The 22,811-nt window shown below is 68.8% G+C and carries 17 protein-coding genes; 9 read left to right on the top strand and 8 right to left on the bottom strand.

Going from position 1 to position 22,811, the window contains the following annotated elements:
- Positions 1-68 precede the first annotated feature (68 nt).
- Both Q5Z10_RS19185 and Q5Z10_RS19180 read left to right on the top strand, forming a co-directional pair.
- Complete coding sequence (locus Q5Z10_RS19185; protein ID WP_303636940.1) at positions 69-1,232, top strand: alpha-D-ribose 1-methylphosphonate 5-triphosphate diphosphatase; 1,164 nt, start codon at positions 69-71, stop codon at positions 1,230-1,232.
- A 138-nt stretch (positions 1,233-1,370) separates the two neighbouring features.
- Positions 1,371-3,983 carry a TonB-dependent receptor gene (locus tag Q5Z10_RS19180; RefSeq protein WP_303636939.1) on the top strand — a complete coding sequence of 871 codons (2,613 nt, stop codon included), beginning with the start codon at positions 1,371-1,373 and terminating at the stop codon, positions 3,981-3,983.
- Positions 3,984-4,032: 49 nt separating this feature from the next.
- Here the strand turns inward: Q5Z10_RS19180 and Q5Z10_RS19175 are convergent, their stop codons facing one another.
- A complete protein-coding gene (locus Q5Z10_RS19175) occupies positions 4,033-4,749 on the bottom strand; it encodes a transporter substrate-binding domain-containing protein (protein WP_303636938.1) in 717 nt (238 codons plus the stop codon).
- A 153-nt stretch (positions 4,750-4,902) separates the two neighbouring features.
- Between Q5Z10_RS19175 and Q5Z10_RS19170 the strand changes: the two genes are divergently transcribed.
- On the top strand, positions 4,903-5,274 hold the full coding sequence (locus Q5Z10_RS19170) for a VOC family protein (protein WP_303636937.1): 372 nt from the start codon (positions 4,903-4,905) through the stop codon (positions 5,272-5,274).
- Between the two features lie 58 nt (positions 5,275-5,332).
- On the opposite strand, the gene Q5Z10_RS19165 is transcribed toward Q5Z10_RS19170, so the two are convergent.
- Complete coding sequence (locus Q5Z10_RS19165) at positions 5,333-6,160, bottom strand: arylamine N-acetyltransferase family protein (protein WP_303636936.1); 828 nt, start codon at positions 6,158-6,160, stop codon at positions 5,333-5,335.
- 202 nt (positions 6,161-6,362) lie between these two features.
- On the opposite strand from Q5Z10_RS19165, the gene Q5Z10_RS19160 reads away from it, so the two are divergent.
- Complete coding sequence (locus Q5Z10_RS19160; RefSeq protein WP_303636935.1) at positions 6,363-8,900, top strand: methyl-accepting chemotaxis protein; 2,538 nt, start codon at positions 6,363-6,365, stop codon at positions 8,898-8,900.
- 70 nt (positions 8,901-8,970) lie between these two features.
- Here the strand turns inward: Q5Z10_RS19160 and Q5Z10_RS19155 are convergent, their stop codons facing one another.
- The 5 genes from Q5Z10_RS19155 to Q5Z10_RS19135 all read right to left on the bottom strand — a co-directional run bounded on the left by Q5Z10_RS19155 (position 8,971) and on the right by Q5Z10_RS19135 (position 16,759).
- Positions 8,971-11,493, bottom strand: a complete 2,523-nt coding sequence (locus Q5Z10_RS19155; protein ID WP_303636934.1) for a PepSY domain-containing protein — start codon at positions 11,491-11,493, stop codon at positions 8,971-8,973.
- A 133-nt stretch (positions 11,494-11,626) separates the two neighbouring features.
- Positions 11,627-12,187, bottom strand: coding sequence for a TlpA family protein disulfide reductase (locus tag Q5Z10_RS19150; protein WP_303636933.1), 561 nt, complete (start codon positions 12,185-12,187; stop codon positions 11,627-11,629).
- Complete coding sequence (locus Q5Z10_RS19145) at positions 12,184-14,565, bottom strand: protein-disulfide reductase DsbD family protein (protein ID WP_303636932.1); 2,382 nt, start codon at positions 14,563-14,565, stop codon at positions 12,184-12,186. Before Q5Z10_RS19145 ends, Q5Z10_RS19150 begins: the two co-directional genes overlap by 4 nt.
- Complete coding sequence (gene cutA, locus Q5Z10_RS19140) at positions 14,562-14,900, bottom strand: divalent-cation tolerance protein CutA (RefSeq protein ID WP_303636931.1); 339 nt, start codon at positions 14,898-14,900, stop codon at positions 14,562-14,564. The genes Q5Z10_RS19145 and cutA overlap by 4 nt, the downstream gene beginning before the upstream one ends.
- A gap of 68 nt (positions 14,901-14,968) precedes the next feature.
- Entirely contained in the window at positions 14,969-16,759 is a 1,791-nt protein-coding gene (locus Q5Z10_RS19135) for an endonuclease (RefSeq protein WP_303636930.1), read from the bottom strand.
- A gap of 377 nt (positions 16,760-17,136) precedes the next feature.
- On the opposite strand from Q5Z10_RS19135, the gene Q5Z10_RS19130 reads away from it, so the two are divergent.
- Together Q5Z10_RS19130 and groL are read left to right on the top strand one after the other, a co-directional pair.
- Entirely contained in the window at positions 17,137-17,424 is a 288-nt protein-coding gene (locus tag Q5Z10_RS19130; RefSeq protein ID WP_303636929.1) for a co-chaperone GroES, read from the top strand.
- Between the two features lie 81 nt (positions 17,425-17,505).
- On the top strand, positions 17,506-19,155 hold the full coding sequence (gene groL / locus Q5Z10_RS19125) for a chaperonin GroEL (RefSeq protein ID WP_012512251.1): 1,650 nt from the start codon (positions 17,506-17,508) through the stop codon (positions 19,153-19,155).
- 78 nt (positions 19,156-19,233) lie between these two features.
- On the opposite strand, the gene Q5Z10_RS19120 is transcribed toward groL, so the two are convergent.
- Positions 19,234-20,397 (bottom strand): serine hydrolase domain-containing protein, encoded by a 1,164-nt coding sequence (locus Q5Z10_RS19120; RefSeq protein ID WP_303636928.1) that lies wholly within the window; start codon positions 20,395-20,397, stop codon positions 19,234-19,236.
- A 160-nt stretch (positions 20,398-20,557) separates the two neighbouring features.
- Here Q5Z10_RS19120 and Q5Z10_RS19115 point away from each other — a divergent pair, with 160 nt between their 5' ends.
- The 3 genes from Q5Z10_RS19115 (at position 20,558) to Q5Z10_RS19105 (ending at position 22,782) form a co-directional block, all read left to right on the top strand.
- Positions 20,558-20,818 carry a hypothetical protein gene (locus Q5Z10_RS19115; RefSeq protein WP_303636927.1) on the top strand — a complete coding sequence of 87 codons (261 nt, stop codon included), beginning with the start codon at positions 20,558-20,560 and terminating at the stop codon, positions 20,816-20,818.
- Positions 20,819-21,079: 261 nt separating this feature from the next.
- Positions 21,080-22,153 carry a 3-deoxy-7-phosphoheptulonate synthase gene (locus Q5Z10_RS19110; RefSeq protein ID WP_303636926.1) on the top strand — a complete coding sequence of 358 codons (1,074 nt, stop codon included), beginning with the start codon at positions 21,080-21,082 and terminating at the stop codon, positions 22,151-22,153.
- Positions 22,154-22,470: 317 nt separating this feature from the next.
- Positions 22,471-22,782, top strand: coding sequence for a DUF5076 domain-containing protein (locus tag Q5Z10_RS19105; protein ID WP_303636925.1), 312 nt, complete (start codon positions 22,471-22,473; stop codon positions 22,780-22,782).
- The last annotated feature ends 29 nt before the right edge of the window (positions 22,783-22,811 follow it).

Here is a 22,811-nt window from a genome sequence, read left to right as displayed (position 1 = left end):
CTGCGGCTGCTGGACTAGACAGGTGCACTGCACGTGCTGGCATATCAACGCGTTGCGGTTGCAACGGCATGACACGGACGGCGGAATCGATGGGCGAACGCATTCTCGACAACCTGAAGCTGGTGCTGGCCGACGAGGTCGTGCAGGGCCACGTGGTGCTGCACGGGCCACGCATCCGCGCCGTGGGCCAGGGCCGGGTGGGCCTGCCGCGCGCGGAGGACTGCGGCGGCGACTGGTTGCTGCCGGGGTTTGTCGAACTGCATACCGACAATCTGGAGAAACATCTGGTGCCACGTCCCGGCGTTGCGTTCCCCGCGGCTGCGGCGGTACAGGCGCACGATGCCCAGCTGCTGGCGGCGGGCATCACCACCGCCTGCGATGCCCTGTCGGTGGGCGACGTGGAAGCCGACAGCGTGCGCGTGCGCACGCTGCAGGCGGCGCATGCGGCGCTGGCCGGGGCGCGCCAACAGGGCGGGCTGCGCAGCAATCACTACCTGCACCTGCGCGCCGAACTGCCCTATCCCGGCCTGTTGCCGTTGCTGGAGCCGCTGCTGGATGACCCGGCGGTGCGCCTGCTGTCGTTGACCGATCACACGCCGGGACAGCGCCAGTTCCGTGATCTGCGGCGCTATGCGGCCTACTACGGGCTGGCGCCTGCTGCCAACCGCGATTGGCTGGACGAGCTGCTGCAGGCGCGGCGCGAGCAGCAGGCGCGCCACCGCCCGGCGCACCTGGAGCAGGTGCTGCGCTGGGTGCGCGAGCGCGGCCTGTGCCTGGCCAGCCACGATGACACGGTGGCGGCCGACGTCGACGAAGCCGTGGCCTGCGGCGCGCGCATCTGCGAGTTCCCGACCACGCTCGAGGCCGCGGCGGTCGCACGCACGGCCGGCATGACGATCGTCGCCGGCGCGCCCAACCTGGTGCTGGGGGGCTCGCATTCCGGCAATGTCGCCGCGCTGGATCTGGCCCGCGCCGGCTGCCTCGACGTGCTCTCCTCCGACTATGTGCCGGCCAGCCTGCTGCCGGCGCTGGGCGTGCTGTGCACCCGCCTGGGCTGGGGCCTGCCACGCGCGGTGGCCACGGTCAGCCATGCGCCGGCACGGGCGCTGGGCCTGCACGATCGCGGCCGCATCGGCGAGGGCCTGCGCGCCGACCTGCTGCGGGTGTGTGGCGCCACGCCGGACTATGTGGCCGAGGTCTGGGTGGGCGGCCGCCGCCTGCTGGCCCAGTGACCGCGATCGCGCGAATACCTAGACAGCTGCCCCGACCTGCCTAGTGGATGCCGCCGGCGCTTCACCGCGCGGGTCGAAAGTGGCCGCCATCGCCGCTCCCGCTGGAGCGGTCCACTTTCCCTTGCCGCCGCCATCGCCATGTCCACTCTGCCTACGCGCCATCCGCTCACCCTGGGCCTGCTCGCCCTGCTGCATGCCCCGCTGGCCGCCCAGGCCGCGTCCCCGGTCGCGACCGATACCGCACCCACGCCCTCTGCCGTCGATCTGGATACCGTGACCGTGGTCGGCAGCATCGTCAGCGGCGAGAAACAGGCGCTGGATGCACAGCGCGAAGCCAGCCACCTGATGAACGTGGTCAGCGCCGATGGCATCGGCAAGCTGCCCGACCACAACGCGGCCGAAGCCGTGCAGCGGGTACCCGGGGTGTCGATCGAACGCGACCAGGGCGAAGGCCGTTTCGTCGCCGTGCGTGGCCTGCCCGCACAGTGGAACTCGACCACCCTCAACGGCGACCGCCTGCCGACCGCCGAGGAGGAAACCACCAGCCGTGCCACCGCATTCGATTTCTTCCCGACCGAGCTGATCGAGCGCATCGAAGTCAGCAAGACGCTGACGCCGGACCGCGAGGGCGATGCCATCGGCGGCCAGGTCAACTTCGTCACCCGCACGGCACCGACGCGCCGTACCTTCGCTGCCAGCGTGGCCGGCAACTACAACGACAAGGCAGTCGACACCGGTACCAGTGCCAACGTGCTGTACGGCGACCGCAGTGCCGATGGCCGCTTCGGCTTCCTGGTCAACGGCACCTACTGGAAGCGCCCGTGGGCGACCGACAACTTCGAGCCGCGCCGCAGTGCCGACAGCCTCGGCACCTACCGGCTGGAACTGCGTGACTACACGGGCGAGCGCACCACCCGCGGCGTCAACGGTGGCATCGAATTCCTGCCGGCCGACGGCCACCGTCTGTATGCACGTGGCCAGTACGGCGAGCTGAGCGACGATGAGACCCACTACAAGCACCGCTACCGGTTCGACAAGGACCGCGTCGAACTGCAGAACATCCACAACCAGCTGATCACCGAGTTCAAGACCTTCGAACTGGGAGGCCAGCACACCTTCGGTCGCGGCCAGGTGGACTGGAAGCTGGCCAGCGCCGAGAACGACTTCCGCTACGGCTGCATTCCCACCTGCGCCGACAACGCCTACTTCGTGGTCCAGTTCAACCAGGGCAGGGTGGGTTACCAGGGCCTGCAGGACCGCGGCGCAGGGCGCAATTCGTACAACATCGTCGATGGTGGCAGTGTCGCCGCCGATACCCCGGAGACCCATCTGCCGCCCGGCTTCTCGATGGACCCGCGGAAGATGTCGCTGAGCGCGGTGGAGCTGTACCGGGTGGCGGTCAACGAGAAGGACAAGGCGGTTGCGCAACTGGACTTCAGCTTCGATGCCAGCGACACGCTGACCTGGAAGACCGGCGCCAAGTACCGTGACAAGCAGCGCCGCGCGCGGTTCTCCGACGAGTTCTATGCCTGGAACACCGCCACCGGTGGCCCGGTGCCGACCCTGGCCGACTTCCCGTTGATGGACCAGCCCGGCCGCAGTGGCTATGACATCGGCAACGGCCGCGACTATGCAGGTGATTTCTCGCAGGTGGTGCCGATGCAGGCACTGGCCGAGTGGTACCGGCAGAACAGGCAGCACCTGGTGCTGGTGCCCGGCGATTCGGCGCTGGTGGCCAACGGCGCGGCGCTGGGCCGCAACTTCGACGTGGCCGAGAAGCAGTACGCGGCCTATGCGATGGCCACCTGGACGCCGGACGAACGCTGGGACGTGGTCGGCGGTGTGCGCCTGGAGCGGACCGCCACCGATGTGCGCGGGCTGGTGCTGGAGCGCGATGCCGATGGCAGCAGCGCGCTGGTGCCCAACCTGGGCCGCAAGCGCTACACCTCGGTGTTGCCGCAGCTCAACGTGCGCTTCTCGCCACGCAGCGATCTCAACCTGCGGCTGGGCCTGACCCGCAGTTTCGCCCGCCCGAACTTCGGTGACATCAACCCGGGTGGCTCGTTCATGGAAGCCGATGGCACCTTCACCTCCGGCAATGCCAATCTGGACCCGACCTATTCGGACAACCTGGACCTGATGGCCGAGTGGTATGCCGGTCCGCTGGGCCTGCTGTCCGGCGGCGTGTTCTACAAGAACATCAGCAATCCCGTATTCCAGAGCAGCAGCACCGGCAGCTTCAACGGCAATGCCAACGTCACCTTCTACCGGCCCGAGAACGGCGACGACGCCAAGCTGTGGGGCGCCGAGTTCGCTTTCGTACGCCGCTTCGATTTCCTGCCGGGCCTGTGGAGCAACTTCGGCATCAACGCCAACCTGACCGTGATGGACTCGCGCATGCACATCCCGGGACGCAGCGGCAGCGTGCCGATCACCGGGCAGGCCGACCGCCTGTACAACGTCACGCTGTATTACGACGATGGCGCGTTCGCCGCCCGGCTGGCGACCAATCACAAGGGCGCCTACATCGAATCGCACGGCGGCAGCAGCGTGACCGACGCCTGGTATGGCGCCAACACGTCGGTCGACTTCAGCGCGTCCTACACCTTCGATCGCTGGACGGTGTTCGCCGAGCTGAGCAATCTCACCGATGAGCCGCTGAAGTACTACCAGGGCAGCCCGCAGCGTCCGCTGCAGGTGGAGTACTACGGCCGGCGTGCGCAGATCGGCCTGAAGTACCTGTTCCAGTAGTCCGCACGGCAGGTGCCGGCACGCGTCGCGCCCGATCGGTGGCGGGCGGTCAACGCAGCAGCGTGACCGCCTGCCCGGCACGGGCAAGGGCGTCGCGCAGCAGCGGGCCGGCCTTGATCGCGTCCACCTCGGCGAACAGTGCCCGCAATGCCTCATCCGGGCGCGAGGCGGGTGCCGCCACCGCCTGCTGGATCGCGGTGAAGCGGTCAGCCAGCACACGGTGGCCGCGATGCGCCTGCGCCCAGGCCAGCAGCGGCTGGCGTACGCCGGCCGCCGCGTCCAGCCGCTGCTGGTCGAACAGTGCGATGGCGGCGGCCGAGGTCGGCGCGCGTTCGATGCTGGCCTGGCGCAGTTCCCGGCTCAGGAACAGGTCGTAGGCCGCGCCGCGTCCGACGGCGATGCGCAGGCCGGGCTGGTCCAGATCGGCAACCGATCGCGCCGGGCTGTCTTCGCGCACCAGATAGGTTCCTTCGATTTCAACGTAGGGCGCGCTGAAGGCAATGCGCTCGGCGCGCGCCGGATCGATCGCCAGGAATGCCAGATCCCAGGCATCGCTGGCCGCAGCGGCCACCACCGACGCAGCGCCATCGTGGCAGGTGAAGCGCGCCTGCACGCCCAGCCGCTGCGCCAGCGCGACGGCCAGCTCCACCGACGGACCACGCGGCGAGTGGGCATCGCCCTGTGCCAGTACCGGGTTGCCAAGATTGATCGCCACGCGCAGGAATCCCTGCGGTGCCAGTGCATTTCGATGATCGGCCAGGGACATCGCGGGCCTGCGCTGCGGGTGGGGGCTTCAGCATGCCACCGCCCGTGTGCTTTCATGTGACTCCGTGAAGGGGAGCAGAGGCAGGAATGGACAGGGCGCTGGCAGCAGACGGGTTCCACCCGGCAGCGGTTGCGCCGTAAATTCCGAGGCATCATGAATCCCATCCTGCACGTTGAAATTCCGGTCATCGATCTCGCCCGCGCCATCGCGTTCTACCAGCGCTGGTTGCGGTTGGAGGTCGACGAACCCATCGTGCTGCATGCCTGCACGATGGCCTACCTGCCGTTTGCCGATGCTGCCGCCGGCGCCAGCGTGGCGCTGGTCAGCGGCGCCGACTATCGGCCCAGCGAGCAGGGCGCGCGCGTCTACTTCGCTGTGGATGACCTTGACGCCAGCCTGGACCGCGCGCTGAAGGCCGGCGCGGTGCTGCGTTTCGGCCCGGCGCTGGCCGGCCAATGGCGCGTGGCCGAGATCCGTGACAGCGAAGGCAACCGCATCGCCCTGCAGGCCCTGGCGAACCGGTAGTGCCGCGCCAGGGCCGGCGCCCCCGGCCGCGCCAGGGCCGCCGAGCGTGGGGGCGGCGCTACGCGGTGCGCGAGCGCTGCAGCCAGTCGTCGATGGCCGGATCCAGGCGGGCGTCGTCCGGCAAGCGGATGCCGAACTGCTGCTGCAGCACCTCGCGCACGTCCTGTACATCGCGCAGCGGGCGGCGGATTGCTGCCTGGCCCGGCCGGTATTCGGTGTAGCGGCCGCTGCCGATGGTGCGTCGCCACGCAGGGCCGGTCAGTGACGCGCGCAGCTGGCCGGGAAAGCCCGACTGCGGATGCGTGCACACGTACCAGTTGCCGACCTCGTTGTCGATCGGCGCAGGCGGCTGCAGGTCGAAACGGTACAGCGGCCGCCACCCCTCGCCGCCGTCTGCCGCCAGCACGAAGTCACCGCCGTCCAGCTGCTGCACGCGGTAGCGTTCATGCGGTGTGTCCTGCGGTGCGCTGTGCAGCAGCCGCAGTGGCACGGTCGGGGTCAGGCTGCCGAAGCCGGTGTCGACCAGCCAGTCCTCGCCGTCCAGCTGCACGCGCACCAGCAGGTGGGTGCGCGCGGTCAGCTCGCCGTCGCCGGCCGACAGCAGTACCCGTGCGCTGAGTGGCTGTGCATCGAAGCCCAGCGCCCTGAGCAGCGCCAGGAAGGCGCCGTTGAGTTCGAAGCAGTAGCCGCCACGCTGCGCGTGCAGCAGTTTGTGCTGGACGCTGTCCAGGTCGATCGGCACCGCATCGCGGAGCAGGCAGGTGAGTGTCTCGAACGGCAGCACGGCGTTGTGGCGCTGCTGCAGCCGGCGCAGGCCGTCCAGCGTGGGCGCTGGCGGCGCATCCAGCTGCAGGCGCTGCAGGTAGCGCGGAACATCGATGGGCATGGCCGGTATCGCAGGCGGGGGGCTCCACTGTGCTACCGCAACCGGGGTTGAGGTCAAGCCCGGCCCGCCGGTGTCATCGCGCGGTCGCCTGGTGCCGGTACAACAGGGGCGTCCGCCAGGGGCCGGCGGTCGATCGCAGATCCGGCCTAAAGTTCATCGGCAGACGGCCGATAGAGGTGCGTCCTTCCGCCTGGAGTCTGTCATGTCGGCCGTCGTCCCCCACCTTCGGTCCCTGCGCGCCCGCCTTGCCGGGCTGCGCGTTGCTTCCCCCGGCCTGTTGCGCTGGCTGCTGCCGCACCGGCTCAGCGTGGCCGACAAGCTCAAGGCTACCCTGCTGGTATGTGGCCTGGGCCTGGTGGCCATTGCCGCGGTCCACGCCTGGACCAGCCATGCCAGCGCCCAGGCGGCCCGCGACCAGGCCCGCTACCAGCAGGGCAGTGACCGGGTCGCCGCGCTGGCGGCCCGCGTGGCCGAGGCCCGGCGCCTGCAGACCCAGTATGCCCGCAGTTTCGACGACGCCGACCGCAGCCAGCTGCTGGCATCGCAACAGGCCCTGCAGCACGACCTGCAGGCGCTGCGCGCGCTGCCGATGGAAGCGGGCCGGCGCAAGGTCCTGCAGACCTTGGCAGATGCGGTGGATGCGTTCTCGCAGGGCATCGCCGCGCTGTTCGAGCGGGTCGATGAAATGGGCCGCGGTGATGCGGCGCTGGCCTCACAGCTGCAGCACGCCGCCGATGCGCTGCAGGCGCAGGTGGATGGCCTGGAACGCCCGGTGCTCGCCCTGCACCTGCAGAAGATGCGACGGCAGGAAGCCCTGCTGCTGCTGGATGGTGATTCGGCCCATGCCGATCGTGCCAGTGAAGAGAAGCTGCCCTTCGATCTGGCATTGGCCGGTCTGCCGGCGGACGTGCAGGAGCAGCTGCGCACCCACATGGAGGCCTACCAGGCGGCCCTGCTGGGCTATACCGCCGCGCGCGTCGGCCTGGATGTCGAAGCACAGTCATTGCTGGATACCGCAGCCAACGTCGGCCCGGCGCTGAGCGCGTTCCAGCAGGCGCAGGCGCTGGCACTGGAGCAGGCACAGCTGCGCCAGCAGGCGGGGGCGCGGGCCGCCGGCGTGCTGTTCGTGGCGACCCTGCTGCTGGTGGCGGGTGTGCTGATCACCAGCCTGGTGCTGGTGCTGCGCGCCGTGCGCCGGCCGATCCAGGACACCCTGCGGTTTGCCAGCGACATCGCCGATGACCGGCTCGATACCACCCTGCGCGTGCACAACGCCAACGATGAAATCGGCCAGCTGGCACAGCGCCTGATCGACATGCAGCAGCGGCTGCGCACGCGCATCGGCAGCGAGCGCGCCATCGCCCGCGGCAACACCCGGGTACGGCAGGCGCTGGACAGCACACAGACCGGGCTGATGGTGGTCGATGCCGAAGGCCAGGTGGCCTATGCCAATCCGGCGCTGCTGCATCTGCTCGACCTGCCGGGTGATGCCTTGGTCGGTACCGATGCGGTGCGGCTGCACCCGGCACTGGCGGCGCTGATCGGCGTCCGCCAGCGCGAGGAGCGCGAGATCAGCCAGGCGGGTACCCGCTACCAGCTGATCGCCAACGCCATCATCGACGACGGTCATTTCCTCGGCGTGGCGGTGGAGTGGCGCAGCCGTGCGCTGGAAACCCTGCTGGAAACCGAGGTGGCAGCGCTGGTCGATGCCGCCGCGCATGGCGAGCTGCACGGCCGCATCGCGCTGGAGGGCAAGCAGGGCTTCGTGCGCACGCTGTCGACCAGCATCAATCGCCTGCTGGCCACGTTTGAAACCAACCTGGGCGATCTGCAGGCGCTGCTGGCAGCACTGGCACGCGGTGACCTGAGCGTGCGCATGGAAGGGGACCAGCAGGGGGTGTTCGCGCGCATGCGCGACGACGCCAACAGCACGGTCACCCAGCTTGGCCGGATCGTCACCCGCATCCAGCAGGCGACCGCGCGGCTGGACGTGGGCGTGGGTGAAATCGTCGCCGGCCACCATGACCTTTCCCAGCGCACCGAACAGCAGGCCGCCGGGCTGGAGGAAACCGCGGCATCGATGCATGAACTGACCGACACCGTGGGCCGCAACGCCGACGCTGCCGGGCGCGCCGATGGCCTGGTGCGCGAGGCGGCCGATGTGGCCCAGCGCGGAGGCACGGCGGTCGCTGAGGTGATGGCGACGATGCAGGGCATCAGTACCGCCTCCAGGCGCATCGGCGACATCATCCAGCTGATTGACGGCATTGCCTTCCAGACCAACATCCTGGCCCTCAATGCCGCCGTGGAAGCCGCACGGGCCGGCGAGCAGGGCCGCAGCTTCGCGGTGGTCGCCGCGGAAGTGCGGCTGCTGGCACAGCGCAGCGCGGATGCGGCCAAGCAGATCAAGGGGCTGATCGAGGATTCGGTGGCACGGGTCGGGCAGGGCAACGCACAGGTGCAGCGGGCAGGCATCACCATGGACGAGATCGTTGGCAGCGTGCAGCAGCTGGCCGGGTTGCTGGCCGGCATCCGCAGCGCGTCGCAGGAACAGCACGCCGGCATCGCCCAGGTGAACCAGACCATCGTGCAGATGGAGGCCAGCACGCAACGCAACGCCAGCCTGGTGGAAGAGGCCGGTGCATCGACCACGCAGATGCAGGCGCAGGTGCAGGCGCTGGCCGAAGCCGTGGCCGCGTTCCGCCTGCAGCCGGCGCGGCAGGCGGCACGCGCGGCGTGATCACGCAGGCCGGGCAGGGCCCGGCGCTGCCCGGTGCAGGGCAATGGGGTGGCGCCCGGCCCTGGCCGGGTCAGTACACGTCGCGCCGGTAGCGTCCGCTGTCCAGCAGTGCTTCCACCGCGTCGTCGCCCAGCGCATCGCGCAGCACCCGGTCCACGCCCTCGGCCATGCCGTGCAGCGAACCACAGACGTGGATCACCGCGCCGCGCGCCAGCCAGCGCTGCAGCTCGTCGACCGCCGCCAGCAGCCGGTGCTGTACATAGCCGCCCCCCTCCGCATCGCGCGAGAACGCCAGGTCGACCCGCAGCAGATGCGCGTCGGCCTGCCAGTGGGTGATCGCGTCCGCGAACAGGAAATCGTGCGCGCGCTGGCGCTCGCCGAACAGCAGCCAGTGACCGTGCTCGCCGTGCTGCGCCGCTTCGCGCAGCAGGCTGCGCAGGCCGGCGATGCCGGTGCCGTTGCCGATCAGGATCATCGGCGCGCCAGGCCGTCGATGGAATCCCGGATTGCGGTGCACGCGTGCGCTGATCGCCGCCGACAGCGGCGCATGCAGCGCCAGCCAGCCGGACCCCAGCCCCGGCCGTCCCGCCGCGTCGTGGACCAGGCGCACGATCAGTTCCACCTGGCCGTCGGCAGCGCACGACGCGATGGAGTACTCACGGCCAGGCAGTGCCGGCAGGCCCGACAGCCACAGGCAGGCATCCTGCACCGGCAGCGCGTTGCCCGGATCGGGCAGGGCACGCTCGGCGGCCAGCTCCGCCAGGGTCCGCGTGCCACCGTCGAGCAGCACCGGCTGCAGCGGATCCAGGCCATGCGCGCGCAGTACCGCGGCCACATGCTGCGGTGCATGGCGCGGTGCGATATGCAGGATGTCGCCGGCCTGCCAGCTGACCCCAGCGGGCGCTGCCAGGCGGATCAGCCAGATGTCACCGCCGATGCTGCCGCCATTGAGCAGGGTGCGGCCGAGCAGGCGCCAGTCATGCATCACCGTGGCTGCCGGCAGCACACTGTCATCGGTGTCGATGCCGGTCAGCTCACCCAGCCGCAGCTGCCACTGGCGCAATGCCGGCACCGAGGCCGCATCGACATCGATGCGTGCGAACAGCGGCTGCGCGCCCGAACGGGCCAGCCACGTATCGATCTGCATGCCGAAGCCGCAGAACCGTGGGTACTGATGATCGCCCAGTGCCAGCAGCCCGTAACGCAGGCGCGCAAGGTCCGGTGTCTGTGACAGCCACTGTCGCGCGCTGCGGCGCGCGCTGTCCGGCGGCTCGCCATCGCCGAACGTGCTGAGCACGAACAGTGCGCGGGTGGCCGCCTGCAGGTGGCCGACCGGCACCTGTGACATGGGCAGCACCTGCACCGGATGGCCTGCCGCCTGCAGCTGAGCGGCGGCGCGCCAGGCCAGCTGTTCTGCCAGGCCGCTCTGGCTGGCGTGCACCACCAGCCAGCCGGCAGCGGCATCGGCGGCTGCCGCCGGAACGGTCTGGCGCAGCGCGCGTGCTGCACGCTGGCTGCGCCGGCGGTCCAGATACAACAGCCAGCCGGTGATGAAGAACAGGCTCATGCCCAGGCTGCTGAGCATCACCACGATACGGCCGGGCATGCCGAAGAAGCTGCCCGAGTGCAGGGCGAACATGCTGGTGGCGAGCTGGCCCCCCGCACCCTGGCGATCATAGGGGCGTGCATCGAGGATCGCGCCGGTGCCGGGATCGAGCTGCAGCAGGTCGTGCGCGCGATCGTGATGGCCGCCGCGCAGCGCAGGGTCGCCGGACATCACCCGCACATTCAGCGCCTGCCCGGGCTTCTCCGGCAGGCGCAGGTCGATGAAGCCCTGGCGTACGCCGGGCAGCGCGTACAGCGTGGCCTCGATGCGCGCCAGGTCCAGCGCTGCATCGGCCGCGACCGCGTGCGTTGCCGGCGGCGCGACACCCAGCAGCCGGTTGAGCCCGTTGCGGTACCAGTCGAAGGACCACCACAGTCCGGTCAGCGCGCTCATCAGGTAGATCAGCAGCACCCAGGTGCCGATGACCGAATGCAGGCTCCACAGGAACCCCCGGCCGCGCCGTGACCACTCCACCACCAGCCAGCTGCGCCAGTGCCACCAGCGCCGGGGCCAGCGCAGGTACAGCCCGGACAGGGTGAAGAACAGCAGGGCGATCGCACAGCTGCCGGTGATCCACTTGCCGCGTTCGCCGGCCACCAGGTGGCGATGCAGCTCTTCGACGAAATCGAAGAAGGCCTGGCCGCGCAGCGCGCTGAAGCGCTCGCCGCTGTACGGATCGAAGTACACCCAGTGCTGCTTGCCACCGGCGAAACGCGCCACCGAGGGGCGCTGCCCGGTCGCATCCACGCGCAGCCGCTGCAGCGGACGTTCGCTGCCGGCCTGCAGCAGGGGTACCAGTTCGCTCAGGGGCAGCGGATGCTGGCCATCCTCATGGTGCTCGGCAATCTCGGCAAAGCCCGGGTTGGCCGCGCGCAGCAGCTCATCCTCGAAGGACAGCAGCGCCCCGCTCAGGCCCATCACGGCGAGGATGGCGCCCGCGCTGATGCCCAGCAGCCAGTGCAGTTGGAACAGGACGTTCTTGAACATCGGGATCGAGGGCCGTGGGGGCTGCCGCCCGCATCCTGCGCAACAGCAAATGAGAATTAATCTCGCAATTCTCCGGGTCCGGGGCGGCCACGGTCAAGGCGGTTCCGTGGCAGGGCGAATCCCTGCCAGACCCTCACTTCGCCCAGTCTTCGATCTCGCCGTGGGCGAACGGCCCAAGCTTCGCTTTCACCAGCCGCCCCTGCGCATCGAACAGCACGCTGTAGGGCAGCAGGCCCTGCGTATTGCCCAGCTGTACGCTGGCATCGCGTGGCCCCGGGGTCTCGATCACGATCGGGTAGCCCACCGGTACCCGCTGCACGAAGGCCTGCACGTCCTCCGGGGTATCCAGCGCCAACCCCAGCACCTGCACCCCCTGCGCACCCTGGCCTTCGGCGAAGCGCGCCAGTTCGGGCATCTCATCGATGCACGGGCCGCACCAGCTGGCCCATACATTCACCAGCAGCGGCCGCCCTGCGAAACGCTGGCGGACATCCAGCGCGTGGCCGTCGATACCGGGCAGCACCAGCGCCGGCAACGCGTCACCGGGACGCAGCACCGGCAGCGCCGGTGCTGCCGCCGGCGCGGGAGAGGACGGCGGCACCTCGGGCGCGGGCGTCAGCCGGTGGCCGGCCCACAGCCCGAGGCCGGCGGCCAGCACCGCTGTCCACAGCAACGCTGGCCGCTGCCATTTCATCGGGCCGTGCGCAGCAGCGCTTCTTCGACCACCGCCTGGGTCAGCAGGGTCGGCAGCACGGCCGGCGGTGCGCCGGGGCCGTACACCACGTACAGCGGCACGCCTACCGCCTTGTGCTCGTCCAGGAACGCGGTGATCTGCGGGTCGACATTGGTGTAGTCGCCGCGCATGTACACCGCGTTGGTGCGCTTGAGCAGTTCCTTGAACTCGGGGCGCGACAGGACCGCGCGCTCGTTGGCCTTGCAGCTCACGCACCAGTCGGCGGTCATGTTGACGAACACCACGCGGTTGTCGGCGCGCAGGCGGTCCAGCATCTGCGGCGAATAGTCGACCACGTTGTCGCTGGTCGCCTGCGCAGCGCGCGCCGGCGGCGCCAGCTGGGTCACCGCCCACACCGGCACCAGCGCGGCAAGCGCCAGCAGCACGCCCAGCAGGCCGGCCGCACGCTGGCTGCGCCAGCGGCTGCGCTCGAACAGCCACAGGCCGCCGGTGAGCAGCAGCAGGCCGCCCAGCGCCAGCGCCATGCCGTCCACGCCGCGCTGCTTGCCCAGCACCCACAGCAGCCACAGCGCGGCGGCGTACATCGGGAATGCCAGCACGTGCTTCAGGGTTTCCATCCAGGGGCCCGGCTTGGGCAGGCGCCGCGCCAGTGCCGGCACGAAACCGATCAGCAGGAATGGCAGCGCCAGGCCGAGGCCGAGGAACAGGAACACCAGCATGGCCGCGACCGGCGGAGCAACGAAGGCATAGGCCACGGCCGGGCCGAAGAACGGACCCACGCATGCACTGCCGACCACGCAGGCCAGCACGCCGGTGAAGAAGTCACCGGCCGGGCCACTGCGCCGCGCCAGCGACTGGCCGAAGTTGCCGATGCCGCCGCCCATGGTGAACACGCCGGACAGGCTCAGTCCCACCGCGAACATGATGTAGGCCAACGCCGCCACCACGCCCGGATGCTGCAGCTGGAAGCCGATGCCGACCGCGTTGCCGAGCATGCGCAGCCCGACCATCAGCGCGCCGATCACCGCGAACGCGACCAGCACGCCCAGCGTGTACCACATGGCATGGCTGCGGGCGCGCTCGGCGCTTTCGCCGCTCTGCGCAAGGCTCAGCACCTTCAGCGACAGGATCGGCAGCACGCACGGCATCAGGTTCAGGACCAGGCCGCCACCCAGCGCCAGCAGCAGCACCCACAGCAGCGACATGTCGGTCTTCGCCACGCTGGTCGGAGGCTTGGTGCGAAGTGCGTTGTCCTGCTGGGCATCGGCGGCGAAGCCCGCGCTGTCGCCGCTCGCCGGTGCCGCCAGTGCCGGTGCGGCATTGGGGACGGTCGGCAACAGGCGCAGCGGGGTCCCGTTGGCACCTTCGCGGGTACCCGTGCCGGCCGCGGCCGGCACGGTGCGGATGACATCGTCGCGCGGTGCCGGCGCGTCGGCGCTGGCGCTGACCTTGCCGGCCGGGATCGCCAGCTTCACCCGCCGGGTCATCGGCGGATAGCAGATGCCATCGGTCTGGCAGCCCTGGAAGGTCACCACCAGGGTGCTGTCGACCGCGTCGGCGCGGCTGCGGCGCAGCGGCACCGGCACTTCCACCTGCGAGAAGTACACCGAGACGTCACCGAAGTGTTCGTCGCGATGCGACTGCGCGGCGGGCCAGCGCGGCTTGTCGGCCAGCACGCCGGCGCCGCCCTCCAGCTTCAGCGAGGTGCGGTCGCGATACAGGTAGTAGCCCGGTGCCGGGCTGAAGCGCAGCAGCAGCGTATTGCCATCGCTGGCGATGGCGTCGAAGCCGAAGGCCTGTTCCGACGGCAGCGGCAGCGCCTGGCTGTTGCTGGCGCCAGGCAGGCGCAGCCCGCCGCTGCTGCCTGCGCCGGCCAGCGGGTTGTTGAAGGGGCTGGCCGCGCTCGCGCGCGCGGTCGGAACCGCCGCCGCCGCGCCGCCGCCGCCGGGCAGGGTGACCTGCACCACGCGCTTCTGCGGCGGGTAGCAGACACCGGCATCCGCGCAGCCCTGGTAGCGCACCTCCAGGCTGAGGGTGCCGGCCGCTTCGGTCGGCGCGCCCGGCAGGGTGGCCTGCAGGCGCTCGCGATAGGTCTCGACCTCGCCGAAGAAGTCGTCGTGGTGCTTCTTGCCGTTCGGCAACTGCAACGCACCGGCATTGAAGGCCGGGTCGGCCTTGACGCTGGTGCGATGGCGGTAAAGGTAATAGCCGGGCGCGATCTTGAACTGCAGCTGGATCTGGCCACGGTCGGGGGCGGTCGCGGTCAGCGCGAATGCCTGGTCCACCGGCAGCAGATCCTTCTCATCCAGCGCGAAGGCCGGCAGCGAAAGCCACAACAGGGCGCACAAGGCGGCGCCACGCGCAAACAGAGTCTTCAATCAGTGTCCTCCCGGGTCTGTGCCCGGATCCAATCCAGATACGCCGGCAGGCCGGCCCGGGTTTCGACCGCGATGCACTCCGGGAGTTCATACGGATGCAGTTCGACGATCCGGGCGATGGCTTCATCGACGCGGCGTGCGGTGGTTTTCACCAGCAGCTGCAGCTCGGCATCGGTGGTGACCTCGCCTTGCCAGCGGTAGGTCGACTGCGCGCCGTCCAGGCGGGTCACGCAGGCCGCCAGGCGCTCGGCGACCAGCGCGTGCGCGATGCGCTCGGCGCTGGCCCGCTCGGGGCAGGTGGTCAGCAGAAGCAGGACGGGATCGACGGTCGACATGACCGCCGAGTATAGGGCCGCCGCCGGGGCAAGGCCCGGCGGCGGCGGTGGACCGCAGCGTTGCGCGGTCAGTTGGCCAGCTGGCAGGTCGCCGGTTTGGCCGAAGTGAACAGGCCGGGGGTGGCCCACTCGGGGTGGTCGATGAACGGGTTGCGGTTGCCCTGGAACGAGTAGATCACGTCATTACGCGCACGTTCGGCGGCATCCGGCGGATCGGACAGGTGCCAGTCGATCAGGGTCGACAGCAGGCCCATGTAGGCCGGCGAACTGCTGGTCTTGACGATCCTGCTGCGGTCGTCGGTCAGCTCCAGGTCCGGTTCGGACTGGCCGGTGGCCGCATCCTTGCCGCCTTCGTAGCGGATGGCCATGTACATCACCGCACGCGCCATGTCGCCCTTGCGATGGCCCCACACCTCGAAGGTCCCGGTGTTGCCGTCCGGCGTGCGCACCCAGTTGGAATTGCCGGGGTAGCCGCCACTGCCGCCGCCCTGGCCGTTGTTGGCCTCGGTGGCACGCTCGCCGCAGTTGGCGTCGCACTTGCCGAACGGCTTGTTGCCGCGGTCTGCGTTCCACTGCGCGTCGGTCAGGTACAGCATGTGGGTGTCGGTGTACGGGGCGTACGGCAGGCCCTTGTCGCCGGTGGTGCTGGCAAAGCCCAGCGAGTTCGGCCAGGTGTGCTCGCGGTTGTACTTCAGGCCGCCGCCGCTGCCGGCGCGGTCGGTCACCTTGGTGTAGCTGCGGTTGCGGTAGGCATCCAGGATCCTGCCGCTGTTGTTGGGATCCTCGTCGGCGATCTCCAGGATGGTCCAGGTGCTGGTGCCCGAGCCGCTGTACGGGTAGGCGGTGTGCCCTTTGATGGTTTCATGCAGCGAGCAGCGCAGCTGGCTGGCGCTGGAGGTGTTGACCCTGGAGTAGTACCCGGCCGGGCCGCCCGGGTTGCCCGGGTCCGGATTGCCGGTCGTGGTGGCCACGGTGAAGGCGATGCGGCTGTCGGCCGCCGGGTGGGCGCCCTGCGCGTCGGTGATGCGTGCGGCGCGGATGTCGAAGCGGCACGCTTCGCCGGCCACCAGCGCGGTGTTGGTGGAGAGCTTCACGCTCTTGCCGCTTGCCGGCCAGGTCAGCGGGACGCTGCCCGAGCTGCCGCAGGTGAGCGCAAAGGCGCCGCTGGCCAGGCTGACAGTCTCGCTGAACACCACTTCCAGGTCGGCGGCGGCGGGGAAGGTGCTGCTGCCCTGCGCCGGGGTGGTGGTGGACACCGACGGAGGTGTGTTCGGGCCGGGGGTACCGCCGCCACTGAAGGTCTGGCCGTTGTTGCAGCTGCCGAAGGTCTGCTTCGCCGATTCGGCCCAGGTGAAGTGCGTGTACTGGCTGCCGCTGCCGGTCAGCTGCAGCGACGTGCCGGCTGCGGTGCTGTTGCTTTCGGCAACCGGGATGTTCTGGCTGGTCATGCCGGCGGCCGGGCCGCCGGAGGCGGTGATCGCGCCTTCATAGCTGAGGAACTGGATCACCTTGCCGCTCGCATCGACCAGCGCGATGCCGTCGTTGGCGCCGTTCTGCAGGCCGTTGGTCGGGTAGCTGACCACCGCCAGGGTGGCGCTGCCGCAGCCGGCCGCGGTGCCGGCGGGCACGGCGTTGTTGGCGTAGACGGTGGCGGCCGACGGGGTGCTGCCGTTGTACAGATAGAGCCGGTAGCCGGACAGGTCCTCGCCGGCGGTGGCGACCACTTCAATGGCTTCGCCGACATCGCCGGCGGCGGTGCTGTCGTCGTAGTGCAGTTCGTTGATGAAGACCTCGGCCTGGGCCGGCGCGGCGACCAGCGCCAGCAGGCAGGCGGCGGCGAGCGGGGACAGCAATCGCATCGACAACTCCTTGTGATTGGGAATGCCGGCCCACCGTAAGGCCGAACCCGTGACACTTTGTCGTAAATGAACGCCAGATATCTGACAGTGCGACGTGGGTCACCAAATTGACGTGAGCGGACACGCCGGTGTCGCACTGCGGCCCTGGAGGGGACATCGGCAGGACACGCTCGCCTGTCCTGGCCGGACCGGCAGGGAGCAGGGCGGCGGGCTGAAAATTTTTCCCGGGGCGGCCTTGAAAGGCCTGTGCGGGTCTCCATCTCTGTCCTGCTCCCGACCTGTCGGGCTTTTTCACGCGCGTTGCTGGCAGTCACCTGGTGTGAGTGCTAACATCGCCGGACTTTTTTAGACCAATCAATAACTTAAGAGGGTCTCACATGAGCATCAAGCCGCTGCACGACCGCGTTGTGGTCAAGCCGATCGAAGCCGACGAAATCTCCGCCGGTGGCATCGTGATCCCGGACTCGGCCAAGGAAAAGTCCACCAAGGGTGAAGTCGTGGCCGTGGGCCCGGGCAAGCCGCTGGACAACGGCACCGTGCGCGCCCCGTCGCTGAAGGTCGGTGACAAGGTCATCTACGGCCAGTACGCCGGCAGCTCGTACAAGAGCGAAGGCGTCGAATACAAGGTCCTGCGCGAAGACGACGTGCTCGCCGTCATCGGCTGAGCGTCGGCGCAACCTGCTTCCCAGTAAGACATCCCCTTTCGTCGCCGGGCCCGGCCCGGCGCAATCAACGAGGTAATCGCAATGGCTGCCAAGGATATTCGTTTCGGTGAAGACGCCCGTTCGCGCATGGTGCGCGGCGTCAACGTTCTCGCCAATGCCGTCAAGGCCACCCTGGGCCCGAAGGGCCGCAACGTCGTGCTCGAGAAGAGCTTCGGCGCTCCGACCATCACCAAGGACGGCGTCTCCGTCGCCAAGGAAATCGAACTGGCTGACAAGTTCGAGAACATGGGCGCGCAGATGGTGAAGGAAGTCGCTTCCCGCACCAACGACGACGCCGGCGACGGCACCACCACCGCCACCGTGCTGGCCCAGGCCCTGATCCGCGAAGGTGCCAAGGCCGTTGCCGCCGGCATGAACCCGATGGACCTCAAGCGCGGTATCGACAAGGCCGTCGTGGCCGCCGTCAACGAGCTGAAGAGCATCTCCAAGCCGACCGCCGACGACAAGGCGATCGCCCAGGTCGGCACCATCTCGGCCAACTCGGACGAGTCGATCGGCCAGATCATCGCCGATGCGATGAAGGAAGTCGGCAAGGAAGGCGTGATCACCGTTGAAGAAGGCTCGGGCCTGGACAACGAGCTGGACGTGGTCAAGGGCATGCAGTTCGACCGCGGCTACCTGTCCCCGTACTTCATCAACAACCAGCAGTCGCAGACCGCTGACCTGGATGACCCGTTCATCCTGCTGCACGACAAGAAGATCTCCAACGTCCGTGACCTGCTGCCGGTGCTGGAAGGCGTCGCCAAGGCCGGCAAGCCGCTGCTGATCGTGGCCGAGGAAGTCGAAGGCGAAGCGCTGGCGACCCTGGTGGTCAACACCATCCGTGGCATCGTCAAGGTCGTGGCCGTCAAGGCTCCGGGCTTCGGCGACCGTCGCAAGGCGATGCTGGAAGACATGGCCGTGCTGACCGGCGGCACCGTGATCTCCGAAGAAGTGGGCCTGTCGCTGGAGAAGGCCACCATCAAGGATCTGGGCCGCGCCAAGAAGGTGCAGGTCTCCAAGGAAAACACCACCATCATCGATGGCGTGGGTGACAAGGCTGCGGTCGATTCGCGCGTTGCGCAGATCAAGACCCAGATCCAGGACACCTCCTCGGATTACGACCGCGAGAAGCTGCAGGAACGCGTGGCCAAGCTGGCCGGCGGCGTTGCCGTGATCAAGGTCGGTGCCTCGACCGAAATCGAAATGAAGGAAAAGAAGGACCGCGTTGACGACGCCCTGCACGCGACCCGTGCGGCCGTTGAGGAAGGCGTGGTCCCGGGCGGCGGCGTGGCCCTGGTCCGTGCAGTGTCGGCGCTGGCTGGCCTGAAGGGTGCCAACGAAGACCAGAACCACGGCATCCAGATCGCCCTGCGCGCGATGGAAGCCCCGCTGCGCGAGATCGTCGCCAACGCCGGCGAAGAGCCGTCGGTCATCGTCAACAAGGTCAAGGAAGGCACCGGCAGCTTCGGCTACAACGCCGCCACCGGCGAGTTCGGTGACATGCTGCAGTTCGGCATCCTGGACCCGACCAAGGTGACCCGTTCGGCGCTGCAGAACGCAGCTTCGATCGCTGGCCTGATGATCACCACCGAAGCCATGGTTGCCGAAGCTCCGAAGAAGGACGAGCCGGCCATGGGTGGCGCCGGTGGCATGGGCGGCATGGGTGGCATGGGCGGCATGGACTTCTAAGTCCCCGCGTTCGCCCCGCAATGAAAAACCCCGCCGTATGGCGGGGTTTTTTTTGTCTGCCCGGCTGCCTGGATGCCGTCAGCGCACGAACACCTTCTTCGCCCCGTATTCCCACGGCCACGGCACGCCGGTCCGGCCCAGCACGAATGCCACCAGGGCCGGAAACGTGGCTTCCGCACGTACGTCATTGCCCAGAATCACCATGCAGCGCTGTCCCCGCTCGATGCACACCAGCGTATTGCCCACCGCATCATCGTGGCCGCCCTTGTAGAAGCCCGGGCCCTGAGGGCCGCGGAAGGCGACCACCCCCAGCGCTGCCGCCAGTTCCCGGTGCCGCTGCGCCACCGGCAGCGCCGGCTGCAGTGTCGGGAACTGGCTGGCGGTGGTGATCGGCAGCTGCGGACGCACCAGTTCCTGTCGCATGGCCGCTGAAAGGCCGTCGCCGCGCACATAGCCTGCAGCGAAGTTGGCCATGTCCGCGATGGTGGTATCCATCGAGCCGGCGGCCCGCACCCGGCTGCGCTCGTCATGCGGCTCGGGCGTGCCATCGGCGGTCCAGCCGTCGGCCAGGTTGGCGGCGAAATCCCCGCGCCACATCATGCTGGTACGCGGCATGCCGAAGCGGTCGAACACACGCTGCTGCATCAGCGCGCCGACGTCCTGGCCAGGGCGCCCGCGTTCGAGCACGAACTGCAGCAGGATCAGTCCTTCGCCGGAATACCCGTAGCGGCTTCCCGGATCGAAATGGAATTTCAGCCTGCCATCCGGTTCCAGAAACGCGAAGTTGGCGAAGCCGCTGCCATGATTGAGCAGCAGGCGCGGCGTGAGCTGGCGCCAGCGCGGGTCGCCGGCCAGTACGCTGTAATCGGCGTAGTGCTTCGTGTCGACCGGGTAGTCCGGCAGCGGCCTGTCCAGCAAGGTGGCGATGCTGGCATCCAGGTCGATCACTTTTTCCTGCGCCAGCTGCGCGACCAGATGGCCGAACGCCATCTTGGTCAGCGATGCCGCATACATCACCGTATCAGTGCGCAGCGGCTCGCCGGCGGCGTTGCGCTCGCCATAGGCGGCCACGTGCACCACCTGGCCACCGTCGATCACCGCCAGCGCCATGCCGCGTGCCTGCGCGGCCTGCATCAGGCGCTGCGCCTCGGCGTCGATACGGGCCGGTGTCGGCAGGGGCGGCGGTGCGGACAGCGCCACCATCGGCAACAGCGTCAGCAACAGCAGGACGACACGGCGCATGGCGTGGTACCCGGAGGGACGTGGCGCGATCCTACCGCGTCCCTGGCGCCGCCGTGCAATGGAACCCGCAGCGTGCCCGCGCGGGGGATGGCACATGCGGGTGTCATCGGTTCCGGGTAAAGATGGTGCTCGGCCGTATCCACCCGCAGGGAAGTCGATCATGCAGAGCAAGCTCCAGGTGACGCTGTACGGAACCCTTGGCGACAGCCCGGCGCTGCAGTTGCCGGGGCTGCAGGGGCCGTCGGTGGCCATTCTGGAAACAACCCTGCGGCAGCTGGTTTCCGATCTCTACACCGCCCGTTCGCTGCTCAACCCCGAGCAGCTGGACGAGGCCCGCAAGGAACTGGACCGCGTGGTCGAGCGCTGGGTCGACATCCACGAGGCGCTGCTGCTGGACGTGGAAGTGCACGGCAAGCGCTAGCGCATCGCCGGGCCCTGAACCGCGCCCGCAGTTGCGAATGAAACAGTTGGCACCCGCCAAAACCCTGTGTTATCAATACATCCCATGAACGCAGCCCACGCCAGCTTTTATTGGTATTACTTTCCGAAGCCTCTGGCGGAGGAAGGACTGCGCTCACCCTGAAGAAACCTTCAGACGCATTCCCGAAAGCCGCCAGCGAACCTGGCGGCTTTTTTCATGTCGCCACGCTGGGGACCCCCAACGTTCCGGAGAACCCCCGCAATGCCCCCGCACACCGACGACCTGCGTATCCGCACCATCGAACCGCTGACACCGCCTGCCCAGCTGCTGGCGATGCTGCCGTGCGATGACGAAGCCTCCGACACCGTCAGCGCCTCGCGCGCGGCCCTGCACGAAATCCTGCACGGCCGCGATGACCGCCTGGCGGTGGTGGTGGGCCCGTGCTCGATCCACGATCCGCACGCGGCCATCGAATACGCCCAGCGCCTGAAGCCCCTGCGCGACGCGCTGGCCGGCGAACTGGAAATCGTCATGCGCGTGTACTTCGAAAAGCCGCGTACAACGGTCGGCTGGAAGGGCCTGATCAACGACCCGGACCTGGATGGCAGCTTCAGGATCGACAAGGGCCTGCGCATTGCCCGCGGCCTGCTGCGCGACATCAACAAGCTCGGCCTGCCGGCCGGTGTCGAGTTCCTCGACGTGATCTCGCCGCAGTACATCGCCGATCTGGTGGCCTGGGGCGCGATCGGTGCGCGTACCACCGAGAGCCAGGTGCATCGCGAACTGGCCTCGGGCCTTTCCTGCCCGGTCGGCTTCAAGAACGGCACCGACGGCAACGTCAAGATCGCCGCCGATGCAGTGGGCGCAGCGTCCAACCCGCACCACTTCCTGTCGGTGACCAAGCAGGGCGGCACCGCCATCGTGTCCACCACCGGCAACCCGGATTGCCATGTGATCCTGCGCGGCGGCAAGCAGCCGAACTACGATGCCGCCAGCGTGGGCGAGGCCTGCCAGGCGCTGGCCAAGGCCAAGCTGCCGACGCGGCTGATGATCGATGCCAGCCACGCCAACAGCCTGAAGAATCCGGACAACCAGCCCAAGGTGATCGAGGACATCGCTACCCAGCTGGAAGAGGGCGAACAGCGCATCGTCGGCGTGATGGTGGAGAGCCATCTGGTCGGCGGCCGCCAGGAACTGGTCGAAGGCCAGCCGCTGGTCTACGGCCAGAGCATCACCGATGGCTGCATCGACTGGGATACCACGGTGACGGTGCTGGAGCGCCTGGCCGCTGCCGTGCGCGCCCGTCGTGAAGTAAAGGTGTCTGAAGCGGCTTGAGTGCGGCACGTGTGTGGATGGCGGCCAGCGCCTGCGGGGGTGCGGCCGCGATCAGGGTCGGTCGGAGTTGGAGGCCGGCCCGTCCGCACCGGCGATGCGCCTGGCGCTGCGCAAGTACGACAGCGCCAGGTCCATCGCCGGGGTGGTGATACCTTTTTTTGTAGAGTCGAGCCATGCTCGACTGACGCGATAGCCTTGCTCGACTGACGCAGTAGCCATGCTCGACTGACGCAGTAGCCATGCTCGACTGACGCAGTAGATCCACGCCACGCGTGGATGTGCGCCACAATGCGGCAACCTGTCCCGCGGCTGCCGCCATGAATGAACTGCTCATCCCTGACGCTGCACGACGCGACGAATCGTCCGTCGAGATGATCCGGGTGTGGATCGCCGAGCGCGGGCTGCATGCTTCGTTGAAGGTGGGGCGGTACGAGGATCGTCCCGACATCCAGGAAGAACGTGCCTGGGGCCGGATCCTCGCCGATGTTGCCCAGCACGTGGCCGACGCGCTGATGACCCGCCAGGGCATGAACCGGGACGCTGCCATCACGGCCATCAAAGCGGCATTCAATGAGGAGCTGCAGGCGCCCTCCAGCGGTCGGTCTGGCGGCTTCGTCGTGCGGCACTGACCGCCGATCCCAGTCGAGCATGGCTCGAC

Source organism: Stenotrophomonas sp. 704A1, assembly GCF_030549525.1.
GTDB lineage: Bacteria > Pseudomonadota > Gammaproteobacteria > Xanthomonadales > Xanthomonadaceae > Stenotrophomonas > Stenotrophomonas tuberculopleuritidis.
Note: the sequence above shows the minus strand (reverse complement) of the source record. Positions and strands in the feature narration are given on the sequence as shown.

Bases quoted from the DNA above. Each gene is read 5' to 3' on its own strand.
- Q5Z10_RS19185 (WP_303636940.1), top strand. From the start codon at position 69: ATGACACGGACGGCGGAATCGATGGGCGAACGCATTCTCGACAACCTG.
- Q5Z10_RS19180 (WP_303636939.1), top strand. From the start codon at position 1,371: ATGTCCACTCTGCCTACGCGCCATCCGCTCACCCTGGGCCTGCTCGCC.
- Q5Z10_RS19175 (WP_303636938.1), bottom strand. From the start codon at position 4,749: ATGTCCCTGGCCGATCATCGAAATGCACTGGCACCGCAGGGATTCCTG.
- Q5Z10_RS19170 (WP_303636937.1), top strand. From the start codon at position 4,903: ATGAATCCCATCCTGCACGTTGAAATTCCGGTCATCGATCTCGCCCGC.
- Q5Z10_RS19165 (WP_303636936.1), bottom strand. From the start codon at position 6,160: ATGCCCATCGATGTTCCGCGCTACCTGCAGCGCCTGCAGCTGGATGCG.
- Q5Z10_RS19160 (WP_303636935.1), top strand. From the start codon at position 6,363: ATGTCGGCCGTCGTCCCCCACCTTCGGTCCCTGCGCGCCCGCCTTGCC.
- Q5Z10_RS19155 (WP_303636934.1), bottom strand. From the start codon at position 11,493: ATGTTCAAGAACGTCCTGTTCCAACTGCACTGGCTGCTGGGCATCAGC.
- Q5Z10_RS19150 (WP_303636933.1), bottom strand. From the start codon at position 12,187: ATGAAATGGCAGCGGCCAGCGTTGCTGTGGACAGCGGTGCTGGCCGCC.
- cutA (WP_303636931.1), bottom strand. From the start codon at position 14,900: ATGTCGACCGTCGATCCCGTCCTGCTTCTGCTGACCACCTGCCCCGAG.
- Q5Z10_RS19135 (WP_303636930.1), bottom strand. From the start codon at position 16,759: ATGCGATTGCTGTCCCCGCTCGCCGCCGCCTGCCTGCTGGCGCTGGTC.
- Q5Z10_RS19130 (WP_303636929.1), top strand. From the start codon at position 17,137: ATGAGCATCAAGCCGCTGCACGACCGCGTTGTGGTCAAGCCGATCGAA.
- groL (WP_012512251.1), top strand. From the start codon at position 17,506: ATGGCTGCCAAGGATATTCGTTTCGGTGAAGACGCCCGTTCGCGCATG.
- Q5Z10_RS19120 (WP_303636928.1), bottom strand. From the start codon at position 20,397: ATGCGCCGTGTCGTCCTGCTGTTGCTGACGCTGTTGCCGATGGTGGCG.
- Q5Z10_RS19115 (WP_303636927.1), top strand. From the start codon at position 20,558: ATGCAGAGCAAGCTCCAGGTGACGCTGTACGGAACCCTTGGCGACAGC.
- Q5Z10_RS19110 (WP_303636926.1), top strand. From the start codon at position 21,080: ATGCCCCCGCACACCGACGACCTGCGTATCCGCACCATCGAACCGCTG.
- Q5Z10_RS19105 (WP_303636925.1), top strand. From the start codon at position 22,471: ATGAATGAACTGCTCATCCCTGACGCTGCACGACGCGACGAATCGTCC.